Below are 17,549 nucleotides of genomic sequence, written 5' to 3'. Positions count from 1 at the left end.
GCCCGGGGGCATCGTATCCCCGGGCTTTTTGTTTTATCCCTTAGAAGCTCTTCTCAGCCTCGTTGAGATTGTCCTTGGTGACGACTTTTGGCTCGATGTACACGAGGGGCTTTTCGGGAGCCACACCCTCCCGGAGGTACTTCACAAGGATTTCAAAGGCCGTGGCTGCCTGCTTTCCAGGGAACTGTTCAATGGTTGCGTCAAGAATCCCTTCTTCAATGAGCTTCAGGGCTTCGGGAAGGGCATCAAACCCAACGGTGATGACTTCCTTGACGTCGAATTTTCCGCTGGCGTCCAGGGCCTGAATGGCTCCGAGAATCATCTCGTCATTGGCCCCGAATACCGCGTCAATCTGTGGCGTGCTCATGATGAAGTCTTCCATCACTTTCATGCCGTCCTCGCGACGGAAGTTTGCAGTCTGGGACTTCACGACAATGTTCGGATACTGCTCCATAATCTCGTTGAACCCAGCACTCCGGTCAATAGCAGGACCAGCTCCAGGGGTTCCTGTGAGCTCAATAACTACCCCCTTGGGCTCACCATACTTTGCGATGAGCTTCTCCACGATGAACTTTGCTGCCTTCCTTCCACCCTCGACGTTATCGGCACCAACATGGCACAGGATCTGCACTGGGGCTCCTTCTTTAATCCTCCGGTCCACAGTCACAACAGGGATGTTGGCCTTGTTCAGGGCCTCGATAGCCGGAATAACCGCTTCGACTTCAATGGGGACAAGGAGAACGCCATTCACACCCCTGATAATCATGTCTTCAATGATGGAGATTTGCTTTGAGACATTATTTTCAGCCTCAAGCGAAACAACCTCAATGCCTCCAAGCTGGGCCGCCTTATCCTTCACCGCCTGCTCCAGAAAGGCAAACCAGGCAAAAGAAAGGCTTGGGAAAGAGAGACCAATGGTGAGGTCTTTACTGAGAGCCAGAGAACCCAGCACTGAGCACACCAGAAACATCCCAACGACAAACCCCAAGACAAACTTCCTCATTCCGTCAACCTCCTCTCAACAGAGTTCCTCCAAGGATATACAACGGCAAAAATAAATGTAACAGCTACCTTCCTTCTCACCTCCTTTACGCAGTTCTAAAGCGGCGTTTCAGTCTATCCAGAAGTACGGCAAAGATGACAATAACGCCTTTGACAATCATCTGCCAGTATGGCTGGACCCCCAGAAGGTTCAAGCCATTGGAGACAACTCCGATGAGGAGAGCTCCAATCAGCGTCCCGTACACTCCTCCTTCTCCCCCCATGAGGCTCGTCCCACCAATGACCACAGAGGCAATCACATCGAGTTCGTATCCTTGCCCCGCCACAAGCTCCCCAGAGTTCAGGCGAGAAGTCAAAATGAGTCCACTCAATCCCGAGAGGAACCCAAGGAGAGTGAAGGCACTGATTTTGTACCGCTCAACCATAATGCCCGAAAGGAGCGCCGCTTCTTCGTTACCACCGATGGCATAGATGTAGCGACCAAAAACGGTCCTCTTGAGCACAATCCCGGCAATAACCACACAACCCAGAAAGAGGATGACCGGAAAAGGAATGGGACCAACCATCCCTGCCCCGATGAAACGGAACGCAGGGCTCATCCCTGAGATAGGCTTCCCCTGAGCTACAAGAAGGGTTGCCCCTCGAAAAATGCTCATCATGCCCAGCGTTACAATAAAAGGATGCAGTTTCCCTTTGGTAGAAATGAATCCGTTGAGAAAGCCAATGCCTCCACCAATAAGTAGCGGCACAACGATACTCAGAAAAAGGCTTCCACCCCACTTGACCTGGAACCCTGCAGCAATGATCCCCGTGAAGGCCACAATGGATCCGACAGAGAGGTCGATCCCCCCAAGGAGGATAACGAAGGTCATTCCCACAGCAATGACCCCGATAATCGATACCTGCCGGATGACGTTGAGAATGTTCAGAGGATGGAAGAAAACGGGAGTCAGGGCACCGAACATGGCGAAGACCACCAGGAAGGCGAGAAGGATGCCAACCCTATCCCAGAAGACGAAAAACTTCTGGAAAATCTGAGTACCCTTCTCTTCAACCAACGCTGGCATACTCTTCTCTCCTTCCCAGGGCAAGCCTCAGAATGACCTCCTTCGTTGCCTCTTCACGGGAAAGTTCCCCAACTATTCTGCCCTCTCGCATAACAAGAATCCGGTCACTCATGGCGAGGACCTCAGGAAGCTCCGAGGAAACCATAACAATGGAGGCACCTCGCTCAAGAAGCCGATTCATCAGGTGGTAAATCTCGACTTTCGCACCAACGTCTATCCCCCGGGTTGGTTCGTCAAAGAGGTAGATGTCACAGTTGCGGGCGAACCATTTTCCAAGGACCACCTTTTGCTGGTTGCCTCCCGAAAGGTACATCACCTTCTGGAAAAGCGAGGGCGTTTTGATGTTCATATGCTGTACCATATCTTGAGCTATAACCTTCAAACGTCCGTCCTGAATGAATCCCCGAACCGAAACCAGAGGGAGAATGGGGAGACCAAGGTTATCGAGTACTGAGAGGAGGAGGACCAGTCCATGGACCTTCCGTTCCTCAGGAAGGAGAGCAATGCCGTGATTAATAGCATCAAGAGGAGACCGGATACGGGCTTCCTTTCCCCGGATGTAAATCTTCCCCTCGTCAATGGGGTCAACGCCATAGATTGCCCGAAGGAGCTCTGTTCTCCCCGAACCAACCATGCCGGCGATACCGAGAATTTCGCCTTTCCGGAGGGAAAAACTGATGTTCTCGAGGACTCCACGTCTTGTAAGACCTTCCACCCTCAGAACTTCCTCTCCGGCAGTGTGTGATACCCGGGGGAACCTCTCGACAACCTCACGTCCCACCATCATCCGGATGAGATCCTCCATGGTGACGTCTCGTACATCCCGGGTTGCAATATATCGACCATCCCTTAGTACCGTGACTCGATCACAGATCTCGTAAATTTCTTCCAGACGATGGGAAATGTAGATGATGGTCACACCTTCACTCTTCAAAAACTTGATAATCCGGAAGAGCCCCTCGATTTCCTTCTGCGCCAGAGTCGCCGTAGGCTCATCCATAATGAGAATCTTTGCTCTGTGGGAGAGCGCTTTGGCTATCTCCACCACCTGTTTTTTGGCCACACCCAGGTCCCTGACCTTCTGGTCCACGTCGATGTCCACATCAAGGAAGCGCATGAGCTCCTGAGCTTCCCTGCGCATCCGGTTCCAGTCGACAAAGAATCTCCGTGTTACAAAGTGATGCCCCATGAAGATGTTCTCGGCTACCGTCAGAGCAGGAATGAGGTTGAACTCCTGATATATTGCCGCAATACCGTTCTTCAGGGCCTCGTGAGGAGAGGAGAAATTCACCGGTTTCCCTTCAAAGAATATTTCCCCTGCAGTTTTTTGATACACTCCGGTGACAATCTTAATCAGCGTGGATTTCCCTGCTCCATTTTCTCCCACCAGGGCGTGAACTTCCCCTCTCCGGATAGAAAACGTCACTCCATCAAGCGCCAGAACCCCGGGGAAACGCTTGGTAAGCTTCTCAAAATGGAGAATGGGAACATTGCTCATTTCACATTCCTACTCCACCTTAGGCCCAAAGTGTTTGAGCATCACCAGGTTTTCAGTCGCACTCTCGTTGACAATGGTGACTCCGGCTCGTGCAGCCTCGTAGGTCACAAAGAGCTCATCGCGGGTCATTTCTCCAAAACGAATGAGGGTAGGCGCTTCAACTTCAAAAGTCCCGAATTTCCCATGTCCCTGAATGACGATAACCCCATAGGGTCCATCTTCCCTAATGGTGACACTTCTTCCGGGGAACACCGTGAGCTCTTTGGCAGAGAAATCCTCCGAACCGTAGACCACGTAGTACTCCTCATATCCTTCAGCCCGCATCTCCTCAAGAGGTCGCACGGGCTTTGGCTCAAGGTAGTGGTGGGCGAAGAAATCCGGGTCGGTGTTGGCCTCCCAGTCAAGGAGGCTCACGATGTACTCAAGGTCGTTTTTGTGTTCCGGAGGAACGTCCTTCACCACCAGGTCCCAGGGGATGAACCGGTCCCAGACGATGTTCTGGAAAGGTGCGAAAACATCGGAAGCCTTCTGAGGTTCGTAGGTCAAAAGGGATCCAGGAGCGTGGAGGATTCCAGGTTGAACAATCCAGCCAGTGCCGGGTTTGAGCTTGTATGCCCGGGAAAGGTAGAGAATGCCGTTGTCCCCTTTGTCCCACATCTCGAGGCAACGAATAACGTCTTCCTTTTTTGTCCCCGGATTCAGACCAAAGAAAGTGTAGGGGAAGTACCCACCGTGGTTGTTGAGCTGAGGCGGGAAATAGTACCCCTCGGGTTTCCCCAGCCTTCCCACCCTCTTTGCCTTCTCATCATCGTGGTGCACATGGTGGAAAAGGGGGTTCATGTTGTCGAAAAATTTGGCAAACATCGGCCATCCCCCGTACTTTTCCATCATGGCCTTTCCGACGATGACATTCCCCGCAAGCTCGATGGCATCCCGGAGAAGGATTTTCTCCGCTTTCCCTCCGTCCTCAACATAGATGTAGCTCAGCCCCTCATCAGGGAGGGTTTCCGGACCATTGTCCGCCTGAACCGTAGAGGCGAACCATCGTTCATCAATGCCCCCCCGGTGGACCCCAAAGGCGTAGTAGTCATCAGGGTGAAGCTTCAGTCGCTTTCCGGGAATACAGAAAGACCGGGGAACCCAGGTGGGGAAAAGACGCAAAACGCCTTGACCCTGATTCAGGGCAACGTCGAGAAGCATCTTCATCGTTCCCATAAGAGGATCTCCTTCCCGTACATTTTGGCAACAGGATATCGCAAACTTAAGGAAAAGTCCATTAGGATAACGTTTGCACTAAAAAACTACCACAGCCAGCTTCTCCTGTCAACCCTGGTTTTTCTCGCCTCATTCATGGTATAATCTCCCCTGGGAAGGAAAACGTTTTCGAGGGACCTGTATGGTTTCCATCAAGGATGTCGCGAAGCTTGCAGGAGTTTCTGTCACTACCGTCTCCCGGGTCATCAACAGAAGGGGGAAAACCAGCAAGACGACCGAAGAAAAAGTCTGGAGAGCCATTGAGATCCTTCAGTACCGACCAAATCTTCTGGCACAGGGTCTCAGAAGCCAGAAAACCAGGCTTCTGGGGTTGCTTGTCCCGGATATTGACAGTCCGTTTTTCGCCCGGCTCGCAAGATACATCGAAGAAGCTGCCTACCAGAGAGGATATAACCTCATCCTCTGCAACGTAGGAGAAGACCCAAAAAAAGAACGCCACTATCTCGAGGTACTCCTACAACGGCAGGTGGAGGGTATTATCTTCCCTCGGGTTTCGGATGAGAGCCTGCTTTTCCGGATTCCCTCGCTCTCGAGAGTTCCTTACGTTGTCCTTGACCGAACTCTTGAGCACGAGGAAGCCCCAACGGTAAAGCTTGATAACCTCGCCGCAGGAGCTCTGGCAGCTTCACACCTCCTTGAGCTCGGTCACAAGAAGTTTGCCTGTATCAGTGGACCTCAGAAGATCACCGTTTGCCGGGAACGCCTTGAAGGATTCCTCACCAGACTCGCTCAGGAAGGCATCCCATCCCGTGACGTTCTGGTTGTTGAAGGGGATTTCAAAATCGAGGGAGGACGTAAAGCCATGGAGACCATTCTCTCGCTCTCTTCTCCCCCCTTTGCCCTCTTTTGCATGAACGACATGATGGCTTTCGGTGCTATTCAGGTAGCAAAAGAAAAGGGCTGGCGAGTTCCTGAAGATATTTCAGTCATTGGCCTTGACAACAACCCCCTCTGCGAGGTTTTTTCTCCTCCCCTTACCACAGTAGCTCAGCCTTTTGACCGCATCGCCAAAGAAGGCATCTCGCTCCTCTGCAAGCTCATCGAGAAAAAGAAGATACGAAAAAAATCCATTACCGTTCCTCCTTACCTCATCGTACGCCAGTCCACTGCTCCTTTCCAGGAGCAATAGACTGGCGCTTTTTGAGGAATCATCCGAGGATTGCCTTCAGGTCCTCTTCGGGTGTGGTAATGGGCATGAGGTTGAATTGTTCTTTGAGGACCTTGTACACCGGCTCCTTGACGAAAGCCGGCATACTCGGCCCAAGACGCATGTTCTTGATGCCAAGATGCAGCAAAGTCAGGAGAATGGCCACCGCCTTCTGCTCATACCAGGAGAGAATGAGGGAAAGCGGGAGGCTATTGACATCGGTGTTCAGTGCCTGAGCCAGAGCGAGAGCAATCTGAATGGCCGAATAGGCGTCGTTACACTGGCCAACGTCAAGAAGGCGTGGAATGCCATCAATCATGCCAAACTCGAGTTTGTTGAAGCGGTACTTGCCACAGGCTAAGGTGAGAATGACAGCATCCTGAGGAACAGCCTGAGCAAACTGGGTGTAGTAGTTTCTCCCCGGTTTTGCTCCATCACACCCACCAATGAGGAAGAAATGCCGGATTTTCCCCTGTCTGACAAGGTCCAGGACTCTGTCGGCAACACCAAGGACAGCATTCCTTGCAAACCCCACAAGAATGGTCTTCTCCGGTTCGTCCTCAGGGAAACCCTCTTCCCTCAGAGCGGCTTCAATGACCGGGGAGAAGTCGCGATTCTGAATGTGGACGACTCCAGGCCATGCTACAAGTCCGCTGGTGAAGATGCGGTGTTTGTAGCTCTCCCTGGGTTTCTGGAGACAGTTCGTCGTCATGAGAATGGCGCCGGGGAAAACGTCGAACTCTTTTTGCTGATTCTGCCAGGCGCTGCCATAGTTGCCCACAAGATGCGGGTATTTCTTGAGACCGGGATACCCGTGAGCAGGGAGCATTTCTCCATGGGTATACACGTTAATCCCTGTTCCCTCGGTTTGTTTCAGGAGTTCTTCAAGGTCTTTCAGGTCATGACCGGAAATGACAATAGCCTTCCCCTTCACAGGGGTAACACGTACCGGTGTTGGCACCGGATGACCGTACGTGGTCGTGTGAGCCCGGTCGAGCAATTCCATAACTCGGAGGTTATATTCGCCGACCCTCAGGGCTGCGGTGAGGAGCTCCTCCAGTGTAAAGTCCTCGCGGGTCAGGAAATCCAGAGTCCTGTGGAAAAAGGCGTATACCTCGTCATCCTCTACACCAAGAATCTGGGCGTGATCTGCGTAGGCTGCCATCCCCTTCAGGCCATACAGCACAAGGTGCTTTGCTCCAGCCACTGTTTCTCCAAACCGCTCAATGTCCCTCTCGAGGGTGACTTCTTCTCCCTGGCGAATGAGGTCATTCAGACTCCCTGCAGGAGTCCACTGAGCAGGGCCCGAGAGATTCTCCGGAGTCTTTCCTTGCTCTCTGCAGGCCTCAAAGTACAGTTGTTTCAGTCTCTCCTTGATTTCGTAAGCCCTGTTGAGATACATCCGTAACCGCTCGGGGTCAAAGTCTACATTAGTGACCGTACTGAAGAGGGCCTCAAGAACAAAAACGTCGGCTTCGCGGTCCTTCACCCCGAGCTCTCTGACCCTTCTGGCAAACATAGCGATTCCCTGGGTTGCGTACACCAGAAGATCCTGCAAAGCAGCGGTCTCAGGGTCCTTTCCGCACACTCCAAAGTTGGTGCACCCTGTACCTCCGGCAGTCTGTTCACACTGGTAACAGAACACTCTCTCTGCCTCCCTCCTAAATTTTGGTATTATTATACCTAAATTCCTGTAAGGCGTCAAGAGGGAGAGCAGCTTCCTGGAACAATGTCACCACCTTACCCTGTGAAAGCAAAAAGAAGCATTGATGTCAAAACTCAGAGATTACCTCCGGACCCCTTTACTTCTCATCAGCAACAGGGTAAACTTACAGTGGTTGAGAATAGGAGGGTATAGAGGCAAAAGTCTTCCAGAGCGCGCCTGTAGCTCAACTGGACAGAGCGCTGGACTTCGGATCCAGGGGTTGGGGGTTCAAGTCCCTCCAGGCGCGCCAGGAATTGGCTCAAAGGTGTGTTCCCCAGGTCCCATCATTTGGTCAGTCCCTCGAGTATGCGCTTTCCAGAGGGGAAAGAACCTCCTCCTTCGTAGGTACCCACGGGTTCACTGTGTAATCAGGAAGCTTGAAAGTATACTCAGCGATTTCAGGGAGTTCCTCCCTGGGTATGCGCAAATCCTCAAGACCAAACCACATACCAATCTCCTTAAGGAAGGAAACCATGATGTCCCCGAGTTCCTGGGCGGCTATTTCGTCCTTCTCTTGAGAGAGCTCGGGACGGAAAATCCTGGCTATGGCGGCAAATCTTTCCAGAGCGTACGGAGCGGTACGCTGTATAAATTCGGGGTAAACTACCGACAGAGCCTCACCATGCATCACCCAGGGTGCCTTCCCTCCGATGGACATAGCAATCCCATGAGGGAGGGTTGTCCCACAATTGGCAATAGAGAGGCCCGCAAGAGTATCCGCCCAAGCCATCTGTGCCCGAGCTTCACGGTTCGAAAGATCACAAAGGAGAGGAGGAAGGAAACGAACAATAAGGCGAATGGCCTCCAAGGCGAGAAGATCGGTGTAAGGATTAGCATTGACATGTATGTAGCTTTCAAAAGCATGCGCGAAGGCGTCAAACCCTGTAGAAGCGGTGAGGTGCTGGGGAAGGGTCATGACGAGGTCCGGATCCACAATGGCTTCCTTGGGGAAAAGGAGAGGATCTACAATAGCCGATTTGAAGCGCTCCTTAGGATTGGTGAGCACGGAAACCGCCGTTACCTGAGAACCGGTACCAGAAGTGGTGGGAATGGCGATGATGGGGAGTATCTCTCTCGTGACCTTTCTTTCCCCAAAAAGGTGATACTCCCAGGCCGTTCCTTCATGCGTGACCTCCAGAGCAATGGCCTTGGCAGTATCAATGCTTGACCCTCCTCCAAGCCCCACCACGACATCGGCGCGGAAATCTCTGGCCATCTCTGCTCCCCGGGAAATGCTCTCCGTTGTGGGATTGGGAATGACCTGGTCGAAGTGGGCAACCTCAACCCCGCTCTTCCGAAGGAGACGCTTAGTCTTTTCGAAGACTGGTTCCAAGGCCGGAAAGGGAGGGACGGTAACAAGCAACGCCCTCTTCCCGTAACGGGACACGATCCGTCCCACCTCCTCAAGTTTCCCAAAGCCAAAATGAATACGGGTTGGTTGGTAATACGAGAATGACCTGAGCACTTCTATCACCCCCAACGCGGCTCACTAACTGCTCACCGCACCAAGCGTCATTCCCCGGACAAGGTATCGCTGCGCAAAAATGGCCAACAACACTATAGGAATCGCAGCGATACTCCCTCCTGCGTAGAAGGCAGACCACTCCCAGACGTAATCCCTCAAAAACCCCGAAATCGGAACAGGAAGCGTCGCAGCTTTGGTGCTGGTGAGAGAAAAGGAAAAAATGAAATCGTTCCAGGACCAAAGAACACAGAAAACCCCGGTTGCGGTAATCCCTCCGGCAGCAAGTGGAAGCACTATCCTAAAAAGAACTCCCACAGGAGTACATCCATCTAACAATGCAGCTTCGTCTATCTCCTTAGGAATTTCCCTAAAAAACCCTGCTAACATCCAACTGGCAAAGGGAAGATTGAACGTGACATGCGCCAGCACCAATCCCAGATGGCTATCTATAAGCCCAAGACGGGTAAAGAAGATGTACAGGGGCAGTATGACCACTATAGGTGGCATCATGCGTAAGCTGATAAGCCAGAAAGCAATTTGTTTTCGTCCTCGCATTGGGTACCGTGTTAACGAATATGCGACCAGCGCATCCAAGAAGAGAGAAACAGCAGCACTACCGAGAGAAACTACCAAGCTATTGAAAAGGTATTTTGGAAACTCCCTTTCCCTAATAATCTGAACAAGGTGTGAAAAATCCGGTTGCAGAGGGAAAAAGGAAGGAGGTACAGTCCACAGGTCTTTAGCCGGTTTCAGGGCAGAGGAAAATAACCAGTAGATTGGAAAAACTGCGGTCACCGACACAACTACCAGAAAGATGTAGATGGCCACTTTTGTAGTTACATGGGAACGCATCGCTCGTGTTCCTCCTTAAAACTCCATTCTCGAAACCCGGAGATACAGCTGAGACAACAAGGTCACAATTGCTGCAATAATCCACGACATTGCAGCCGCTTTCCCCATATCGAAGTAATTCAGACCAACCCTGAAGTTATACAGGGTCAGCACTTCGGTGGCATCTGCTGGACCTCCCCGGGTCAGGACATACACAACATCAAAAAGCTTCACAAGGTCCATCGTCCTCATGAGCAGGGCTATAACCATGATCGGGGTAAGCAAGGGAAAAGTGATAAACCTAAAAGCCTGCCAGCCAGAAGCTCCGTCGACTGTCGCGGCTTCCAGCGGTTCTCGAGGAAGGGAAACAAGACCAGCGTAAAGGAGCAGGAAGGCAAAGGGAGTCCACTGCCACATGTTGGCAAGAGCAACGGAGAAGAGGGCAAATCGAGGATCGGCCAGCCACTCCACCTTTGAAATGCCCAGCAGACTAAGAAGGTAATTCACAAGACCATAGGAAGGGTGTAACAGGAATTTCCACAGTACCCCAGAAACAACCGGAGTAAGGACAACAGGCATAACCAAACAGGTCCGAAAAATAACCTTTCCCCTGATGTCCCCTCTACTCAGAAGCAAAGCTAAGGACATACCCAGAGTAAATTCCACAGGAATACAGATTACAGCCAATTTCAAGGTATTAAGCAAGGCAATTCTAAAGACAGCGTCCTTGAGAAGGATCGTGGAGTAATTCCGTAAACCAACGAAGGGGAAAAGATGAGGCTTTCCCAGGTACCATCTATGAAGACTCACCCAAAACGAGAACACCATCGGATACATAACAATAAAAACCAGAAGAGCAACGGCAGGAAGAAGCATAAAGTAAGGGGATGCCTTCTGAATTCTCAATTTCACCACAGGAATTCCCTCCGCTTGGTATAAAAAACCCACGGGGGCCTCACGACCCCCGTGGGTTCATATCTTACTCAGAAGCTTTCGTTCCGTCAGGATTGACGTACTTAGAGGGCCAAACAAGGGGCTGGTCCTCGGGTATGTATCCACCTCTCACCATCAGTTCGTACAAAGCCTTTGCTGCATCGTCAAGTGCCTGCTTAGGAGTTTTAGCTCCTATGAAAGCTTGCTGAACTTCGGTTCCCACAATAATTTCATACTCAACTTCCTCAGCAATTGCCGGTCTACGACGAATGTGCTCTCGATACATTTCAAGCTCAATTGGGTATCTCCCTACTCTGTAACCCGTAGTTTCAGGAATGAAATAACCACTCAATCTGCCCGTATTTGTTCCGCCAAACTCAAGGTAATCCTTCATCTCATCGTATATTACACCCGTATTCAATCACTTCTTCACTGTGTTAACTTACTGAGGTAGAAGACGAAGGTGGAGAAAGGACGTTTCATGTCATGGTCGGTGAAGACCGCTCGGAATGCTGTCCCCCACCTTCCCCTCTCCCAAGGCTTGGGAGCATTGAGGCGGAAGAGCCTGCATGGTGCACGATGAGAGCCTGAGAGAGGGAGGATACAGGAAGACGAAGAGAAAGGAGGAGAGTACCAGTGGAGAGGAAACTCGTGGTGGGCATTGATGTGGGGAAGGAGCAGTATGCGGTGAGCCTCTTTGACGGGGAGCGCTTCCGGGACTTCTCCGTCCCTTCCTCTCCCGAGGAGCTTCTGCGGCGAATCACCCCGTACCTCCCTGGGAAGATGAGCAGCGTCCTCTTCGTCATGGAGGCCACCGGGGTCTACCACCTGAAGCTCGCCCTCTTCCTCAAAGAGCGAGGTTACCCAGTGAGCGTGGTCAACCCCTTCGTGGTGAAGAAGTACGCCGAGATGCTCCAGAAGAGGGCCAAGACTGACCCTGTGGATGCCAGGATCCTGGCCCAGTTCGGCTTCTTCGCCTCCCCTCCACCCTTCGTCCCCAAGGACAAGAAAGCCTACCTCCTTGAGGAGATCCAGAAGACCATCGAGGACTACCAGAAAAGGAGGACCGAAATCCTCAACCACCTGGAGGCCCTCCATCACCATCCCTTCCCCCACCCCAGGCTCCAAAAGCTCTACGAGGAGGAACTCCAGAGAATCGAAGAGACCCTGAGGACCTTAGAGAAGGAAGCCGAAGACCTGGCCCTCCAGTATGCCTCAAGAGAGTACAGGCTCCTTCTGAGCATCCCTGGGGTAGGGAAGAGGCTGGCCTGTGCCATTTTGGGCATCCTCTCTCCCCTCACCCGCTTTGCAAGGAGTAAGGAACTCGCAAGCTTTCTGGGTCTTGCTCCCCAGATAGACCAGTCCGGGAAGAGGAAGGAACGGGCCTGGCTGAGTAAAAGGGGGAATCCCTTCCTGCGGAAGCTCCTTTTCCTTTCCGCCCTCAGTGCTTCCCGGTTCAATGAGCAGTGCAGGATGCTCTATGAACGCCTACTCTCCCGGGGAAAACCCAAGAAGGTGGCTCTGATTGCCGTAGCCAACAAGCTCCTGCGGCAGATCTTCGCCATCCTGAGGAGTGGGATTCCCTATGATCCCCATTACTTAGAACGGAAAAGGAGCTTTGCCTTCCAGGGGACTTGACTTTGAACACAGAACATTGCGATTTCCCCTCCTCTGTGGACCTGCGAAGAGAAAAGAGACCCGCCGGAAACTATATCAATTCTCGGAAGAAAAACGCTCCCTCCCCCGTACCCTTGCAAGGGTACGGGGGCTTTCATTCACTCCGGCTCCCCAGGCCAGGCACCAACAACACCTTCTGCAGCCCACTCCATCGTGATAAGCTCGTCCATGGTGAGGCGAACCCCTTCAGGAACCCTGAGATTTCCCTTGCGGTCGCGAATGGGGCCGGTGAAGGGGCTGAAGGCATACTCAGGATCAGCCATAGCCTTAAGGAGAGCAAAAACGAGGTCGTACACGCTAATTTCACCGTATATCGGATCGTTCACCATTGTCGACTTCAACTGGTCCTCAAAAACAGGGTTAATGGGCATGCCGAAGTCTGCTCCGAGTTCAACGGCCCCCTCGCGGAGGAGCCACCAGTAGTCGACATTCTCGAGATTTTTAGGGGTGTATAGACCAGCATAGACTTTGGCGAAAAAGTCGAAATAGATGGCTTCCCAGTGCACAAGCTGACCTGATGCTACAAAGTTCGGAGCGAACTTGTACATGGGAGAGTAATGTCCAAAACTCGGAAGCCCGTGTTCTGCAGCAACCTGAACAACCGTTGGAGAGTCCTCTGTGAAAGCCAGCACGTCCACTCCCTCAGCAATGAGGGACTCTGCCGCTTCTTTGGCTCCTGCAGGGTCGTACCAGGAAGTCTGGAGCCATCGAACGAGCACCTGAGCATTGGGGTTCACCCTCCGAGCACCCAAAGCAAAGGCATTGATGTGACGCTTGAGTTCCGGAATAGGAAAAGCCCCAACGTATCCGAGCTTCCCGGTTTTCGTTAGTGCTCCCGCAATGACCCCGTTGAGGTAGTACACCTGGTGAAAGTCTGCCATGTACGTGGCCATATTGGGTGCCCTTTTGAAGCCGGAACAGTGGAAGAAAATTTTGTCGGGATACCGCTGAGCCGCACTGAGCGTCCCATCCATGAAACCAAAGCTTGTGGTAACAACGATATCAACGCCCTCCTGGTTGATCAGACGATCGATAACCCCTTCGACTTCTCCCTCCGGTACCGCTTCAACATACACAGTTTCAAGCCAGGGGTAGGTGTCGTCGACAATGCGTCGGGCCTGGTCGTGAGCATAGCTCCAGCCAAAGTCCCCGATGGGCCCAACGTAGATGAACCCGGCCTTAATCTTTGTTTCCTGTGCGTTTCCCAAAGCCACGAAACCAAAACACAGGAGGAACACCAACAGAACTCCCACCGTGAACCGTTTCATCGTTCCACCTCCACACTGGAATTGAATTGTACTAACTGCTCCCTCTCTGATAAGGCACCCCTAAGGAAGCGGGTGGCCCCACTCTCCTGCGAGCTGCTAAACGAGAGACAAAACTCAGGGCCACGAGAGGAAAAAGATATGGAAGGGTATTCAGAAGCTCCGGGGAAACCCGGGCCTGGAAACGAAAAGAAAAATGGTAGAGAACCCCAAAAAGGTATGCTCCCACCATCCCCCAGAGAGGATTCCAGAAGGCAAAAATAGTGAGTGCAATGGCCAGCCATCCCATTCCCGCGGTCATCCCGTAAGACCACGAAGGACGATACCCCAAAGAGAGATATGCTCCCGAGAGACCGGCAAGAACTCCTCCGAAGAACACGCAGGAGTAACGGACAAGGGTAACGTTGATCCCCATGGCGTCACAGGCTGCAGGGTTTTCCCCCACAGAGCGGATGACGATGCCCCAGCGTGTGTGGAAAAGGACAAACCAGAGAATAACAGCCAACCCTAAACTCACATACACAAAGACATTGTGCTTCTCAAAACCTGGAAGAGCGGAGAGGAAGGGTAAACGAAACACCGGAAGCGTTGTGGCAAGGACTTTCCCCTCGAAATCCCTCCCCAAGACCCCCGAAATCCCCATGCCGAACATTCCCAGGGCCAGTCCCGAAACCACCTGATTCGTCCGGAGCGTGACACTACAAAAGGCGTGAACAAGCGACGCACATCCGGCAACAACACCAGAAACAACCACTCCCAACCACGGATTCCCCGAAAAGAACGCCGTGGCAAAAGCTGAAAACGCTCCAAGGGACATCAAGCCCTCGACACCGAGGTTCAGTATCCCGGATCGTTCGGCGTAAATTTCCCCTAAAGTCGAAAGAAGCAACGGAACACTGTAGGCCAGGGTCCTTCCAACGACTCCACTAATCCAAAACCCTATCGTACTCATCCTCTTTCTCACCCCACGGTACAACGCGCAATGTAACCCGGTAGTACAAAAGTTGCTCTGAAGCGATGAGGAAAAAAAGCACCAGTCCATTGAGAATGTACATCACCTGGAAGGGAATGCCAAAAGCAATCTTCAACGCATCCTGTCCAGACATAAGAGCTCCAAAAAGAAAGGCACTTGCGAGAACGCCAAGAGGGTTTGCCCGGGCGATCCAGGCAACGATAATGGCTGTGAACCCATATCCAAGGGAAATGTGTGCAGGATGACGAAGCATATGGTGAATGCCGCTTACCTCACCCACCCCTGCAATACCGGCCAGCCCCCCCGAGAGAAAGAGTACCAGAGCTACAACACGCTTTGCAGGAATTCCTGCAAGATGGGCCGCTTTTTCTCCTCTTCCGACAACCCGGAGCTCAAAACCAAAGGTAGTCTTTGCCAAAAGGAAGTAACAGAAAAGAGCCGTGAGGAAGGCAAAAAGGAAGGTCACCAGAGGCACCCGGGTGGTGCCAATGGTGGCAAGCCAGGCCTCCCGGGGAAAGGGATCTGTATAGGCAAATCCCCGAACCGTTTTTCCTTTCCAGGGACCGAGAATGAGGTAAAGCACGAGATTCGCAGCAACATAGTTGAGCATTAGTGTGGTGATGATCTCATTGATCGCCAGCCTGTTCCGGCACCACGCGGCGAAAGTCCCCCATAGTGCTCCTCCCAAAAACCCGAGAACAAACATCACAGGCAAAAGCAGGGAAGGGGGAAAGGGCGAAAAGAGGGCCACCCACGTTCCCACAATGGCTCCGATGAGCATCTGCCCTTCGGCACCGATATTCCATACCGAAGCCTGAAAGGATACCGCAAGACCTGCCCCGATAATGGCCAGAGGAATCATCCGCTTCACCGTTTCAGAAAGAGCGTAGAGACTACCAAAGGCCCCCCGCCAGAAAACCCTGTACGCCTCAAGGGGAGAGATTCCAAGAAAAACAAAAAGCAGGCCACTGACCAGGAAAGCCAGAAGAAGCGAGAGCGCGGAGACAAAGAAAACCATGGAAGCTGAAGGTTCAAGTCCTCTCGTTACTTGGAGCCTTAGCCTCATCGAACCATCACGAGGCGTTCACCCGGAACCCCTCCCATCATCATTCCAATATCCCTGCGATCCTCCTCGCTCCACCCGCTCTGAGGACGCTTCCTCTCGCCGAGGATGGTTCCCCTGTACAGGACGAGTACCCTGTCAGAAAGGGCAAGGATTTCGTCAAGGTCACCAGAAACAAGGAGAATGCCAACACCCTCCTCTTGCAAAGAGAGAAAAAGTCGGTGAATAAAATCAGTAGCCAGAATGTCAAGACCAGCGGTGGGATTGGAAACTACAAGAACACGGGGACGAGAGGTCAGGACCTGTGCCAGGGCCACCCTCTGACGGTTGCCCCCAGAGAGAAGACGTACCGGAAGCTGAGGAACCGGTGGCACAATCCGGTAGGTGGCAATCATCTCTTCCGCATGTTCACGCACCTTCTTCCAGTCCACGAGGATTCCACGACGGAAAGGTGTTTTCCGGTAATCCCGGAGGAAAAGGTTTTCGGCAAGGGTCAGATCCCCAACAAGTGCCATTCGACGATCCTCAGGAACATACGCCAGACCCGCTTCACGAACTTTCTGGGGGGACCACGTTGTGACGTCCACCTCGCCAAGGAGGATACGTCCCCGCAAAGGAGGACGAAGACCAGCAAGAGCCTCAGTCAATTCCCGCTGGCCGTTTCCCACCACTCCAGCTATGCCCACGATTTCCCCCTCGCGAACCTCGAAAGACACTCCTCGTACCCTGGGGAATCCCCGGTCATCCAGCACCCAGAGGTCCTCAACTCGAAGGAGAGAGCAACCAGGAGAAAGCGGCTTTTTGGGCAGGGAAAGCGTGATCTTCTCCCCCACCATCATGGCGGCGAGGGTTTCGAAATCGGCTTCGCCTCGCGGAACCGTCCCCACCACTTTTCCCTTTCGGAGAACAGTAATGCGATCGCCGATCTCTCCCACTTCACCGAATTTATGGGTGACAAAAAGACTGGTCTTTCCTTCTTCCTTCATCCTCTGCAAAACAAGGAAAAGCCTCTCCACATCCTTGGGGGTGAGCACAGAGGTGGGTTCATCGAGGATGAGAATCTCGGCCTTTCGAAGGAGGGCCTTCAGAATTTCCACCCGTTGCTGTTCTCCAGCAGAGAGCTGCCACACCCGGGCATCCGGATCCACATCAAGACCGTATTCCCTCGAGAGGTCCCGAATCATCTCCCGTGCCCGCAAAGCAGGGAAAAGGTGGGGAACTCGAGGAAATCCAAGCACAACGTTTTCCCAGACGGTATGGTTGGGAATGAGGCGAAAGTGCTGGTGAACCATCCCGATACCCAGCTCTATGGCCACCCGGGGTGAAGGTATACGAACCTCTTTCCCCCGGAGGACAATAGCCCCCCCATCGGGCTGGTGGATCCCGTAGAGGATGTTCATGAGCGTGGTCTTCCCCGCTCCGTTCTCCCCAAGAAGAACGTGGACCGTTCCCCGCTCAACCCCAAAGCTTACCCGATCATTGGCAAGGATACCCGGTGGGAAAATTTTGGTTATGTCTCGAAAAACCACAATTTCCTGACACTCACAAGACATGTTCTTCCTCCTGAGGCACTCAACAACTCGTAATTATACTATCAGGGATTTGCAAGCAGCAATCTTCCTGCTACAATTGTGACAACTTCTTCAAA

15 protein-coding genes and 1 tRNA gene are annotated in these 17,549 nt (G+C 52.5%); 3 read left to right on the top strand and 13 right to left on the bottom strand.

What is annotated here, in order from left to right; genetic code table 11:
• Positions 1 to 40: 40 nt before the first annotated feature.
• The 4 genes from ACPT9Q_RS10660 to ACPT9Q_RS10645 all read right to left on the bottom strand — a co-directional run bounded on the left by ACPT9Q_RS10660 (position 41) and on the right by ACPT9Q_RS10645 (position 4,782).
• Entirely contained in the window at positions 41 to 1,003 is a 963-nt protein-coding gene (locus ACPT9Q_RS10660) for a substrate-binding domain-containing protein (protein ID WP_427365827.1), read from the bottom strand.
• Positions 1,004 to 1,088: 85 nt separating this feature from the next.
• On the bottom strand, positions 1,089 to 2,069 hold the full coding sequence (locus ACPT9Q_RS10655; protein ID WP_427365826.1) for an ABC transporter permease: 981 nt from the start codon (positions 2,067 to 2,069) through the stop codon (positions 1,089 to 1,091).
• Positions 2,053 to 3,567 carry a sugar ABC transporter ATP-binding protein gene (locus ACPT9Q_RS10650; protein ID WP_427365825.1) on the bottom strand — a complete coding sequence of 505 codons (1,515 nt, stop codon included), beginning with the start codon at positions 3,565 to 3,567 and terminating at the stop codon, positions 2,053 to 2,055. Before ACPT9Q_RS10650 ends, ACPT9Q_RS10655 begins: the two co-directional genes overlap by 17 nt.
• A gap of 9 nt (positions 3,568 to 3,576) precedes the next feature.
• On the bottom strand, positions 3,577 to 4,782 hold the full coding sequence (locus ACPT9Q_RS10645) for a hypothetical protein (protein ID WP_427365824.1): 1,206 nt from the start codon (positions 4,780 to 4,782) through the stop codon (positions 3,577 to 3,579).
• Positions 4,783 to 4,963: 181 nt separating this feature from the next.
• Between ACPT9Q_RS10645 and ACPT9Q_RS10640 the strand changes: the two genes are divergently transcribed.
• A complete protein-coding gene (locus ACPT9Q_RS10640) occupies positions 4,964 to 5,971 on the top strand; it encodes a LacI family DNA-binding transcriptional regulator (RefSeq protein ID WP_427365823.1) in 1,008 nt (335 codons plus the stop codon).
• Between the two features lie 19 nt (positions 5,972 to 5,990).
• On the opposite strand, the gene hcp is transcribed toward ACPT9Q_RS10640, so the two are convergent.
• Positions 5,991 to 7,634: a hydroxylamine reductase gene (gene hcp / locus ACPT9Q_RS10635; RefSeq protein WP_427365822.1), complete on the bottom strand. Its 1,644-nt coding sequence runs from the start codon at positions 7,632 to 7,634 to the stop codon at positions 5,991 to 5,993.
• 233 nt (positions 7,635 to 7,867) lie between these two features.
• On the opposite strand from hcp, the gene ACPT9Q_RS10630 reads away from it, so the two are divergent.
• A tRNA-Arg gene (locus tag ACPT9Q_RS10630) sits at positions 7,868 to 7,944 on the top strand.
• 42 nt (positions 7,945 to 7,986) lie between these two features.
• Here the strand turns inward: ACPT9Q_RS10630 and ACPT9Q_RS10625 are convergent.
• The 4 genes from ACPT9Q_RS10625 to ACPT9Q_RS10610 all read right to left on the bottom strand — a co-directional run bounded on the left by ACPT9Q_RS10625 (position 7,987) and on the right by ACPT9Q_RS10610 (position 11,344).
• On the bottom strand, positions 7,987 to 9,159 hold the full coding sequence (locus ACPT9Q_RS10625) for an iron-containing alcohol dehydrogenase (protein WP_427365821.1): 1,173 nt from the start codon (positions 9,157 to 9,159) through the stop codon (positions 7,987 to 7,989).
• Between the two features lie 24 nt (positions 9,160 to 9,183).
• The gene (locus ACPT9Q_RS10620; RefSeq protein ID WP_427365820.1) at positions 9,184 to 10,011 is read right to left on the bottom strand and encodes a carbohydrate ABC transporter permease; all 828 of its coding nucleotides are present in this window, start codon (positions 10,009 to 10,011) and stop codon (positions 9,184 to 9,186) included.
• 15 nt (positions 10,012 to 10,026) lie between these two features.
• Positions 10,027 to 10,638, bottom strand: coding sequence for a carbohydrate ABC transporter permease (locus ACPT9Q_RS10615; protein WP_427366765.1), 612 nt, complete (start codon positions 10,636 to 10,638; stop codon positions 10,027 to 10,029).
• Between the two features lie 331 nt (positions 10,639 to 10,969).
• The gene (locus ACPT9Q_RS10610; RefSeq protein ID WP_427365819.1) at positions 10,970 to 11,344 is read right to left on the bottom strand and encodes a hypothetical protein; all 375 of its coding nucleotides are present in this window, start codon (positions 11,342 to 11,344) and stop codon (positions 10,970 to 10,972) included.
• 215 nt (positions 11,345 to 11,559) lie between these two features.
• Between ACPT9Q_RS10610 and ACPT9Q_RS10605 the strand changes: the two genes are divergently transcribed.
• A complete protein-coding gene (locus ACPT9Q_RS10605; RefSeq protein ID WP_427365818.1) occupies positions 11,560 to 12,561 on the top strand; it encodes an IS110 family transposase in 1,002 nt (333 codons plus the stop codon).
• A gap of 137 nt (positions 12,562 to 12,698) precedes the next feature.
• Here ACPT9Q_RS10605 and ACPT9Q_RS10600 read toward each other — a convergent pair whose 3' ends face one another.
• From ACPT9Q_RS10600 to ACPT9Q_RS10585, 4 genes are read right to left on the bottom strand one after another with little or no spacing between them, the layout of a single operon-like run.
• Positions 12,699 to 13,868: a BMP family ABC transporter substrate-binding protein gene (locus ACPT9Q_RS10600; protein WP_017873573.1), complete on the bottom strand. Its 1,170-nt coding sequence runs from the start codon at positions 13,866 to 13,868 to the stop codon at positions 12,699 to 12,701.
• Positions 13,869 to 13,899: 31 nt separating this feature from the next.
• Positions 13,900 to 14,817, bottom strand: coding sequence for an ABC transporter permease (locus ACPT9Q_RS10595; protein ID WP_427365817.1), 918 nt, complete (start codon positions 14,815 to 14,817; stop codon positions 13,900 to 13,902).
• Positions 14,792 to 15,856: an ABC transporter permease subunit gene (locus ACPT9Q_RS10590; RefSeq protein ID WP_017873575.1), complete on the bottom strand. Its 1,065-nt coding sequence runs from the start codon at positions 15,854 to 15,856 to the stop codon at positions 14,792 to 14,794. The genes ACPT9Q_RS10595 and ACPT9Q_RS10590 overlap by 26 nt, the downstream gene beginning before the upstream one ends.
• 44 nt (positions 15,857 to 15,900) lie before the next feature.
• Positions 15,901 to 17,454, bottom strand: coding sequence for an ABC transporter ATP-binding protein (locus ACPT9Q_RS10585; RefSeq protein ID WP_427365816.1), 1,554 nt, complete (start codon positions 17,452 to 17,454; stop codon positions 15,901 to 15,903).
• Positions 17,455 to 17,549 lie beyond the last annotated feature (95 nt).

The sequence above is a fragment of the Candidatus Caldatribacterium saccharofermentans genome (assembly GCF_050267035.1).
In the GTDB taxonomy this organism is placed as follows: domain Bacteria; phylum Atribacterota; class Atribacteria; order Atribacterales; family Caldatribacteriaceae; genus Caldatribacterium; species Caldatribacterium saccharofermentans.
Note: the sequence above shows the minus strand (reverse complement) of the source record. Positions and strands in the feature narration are given on the sequence as shown.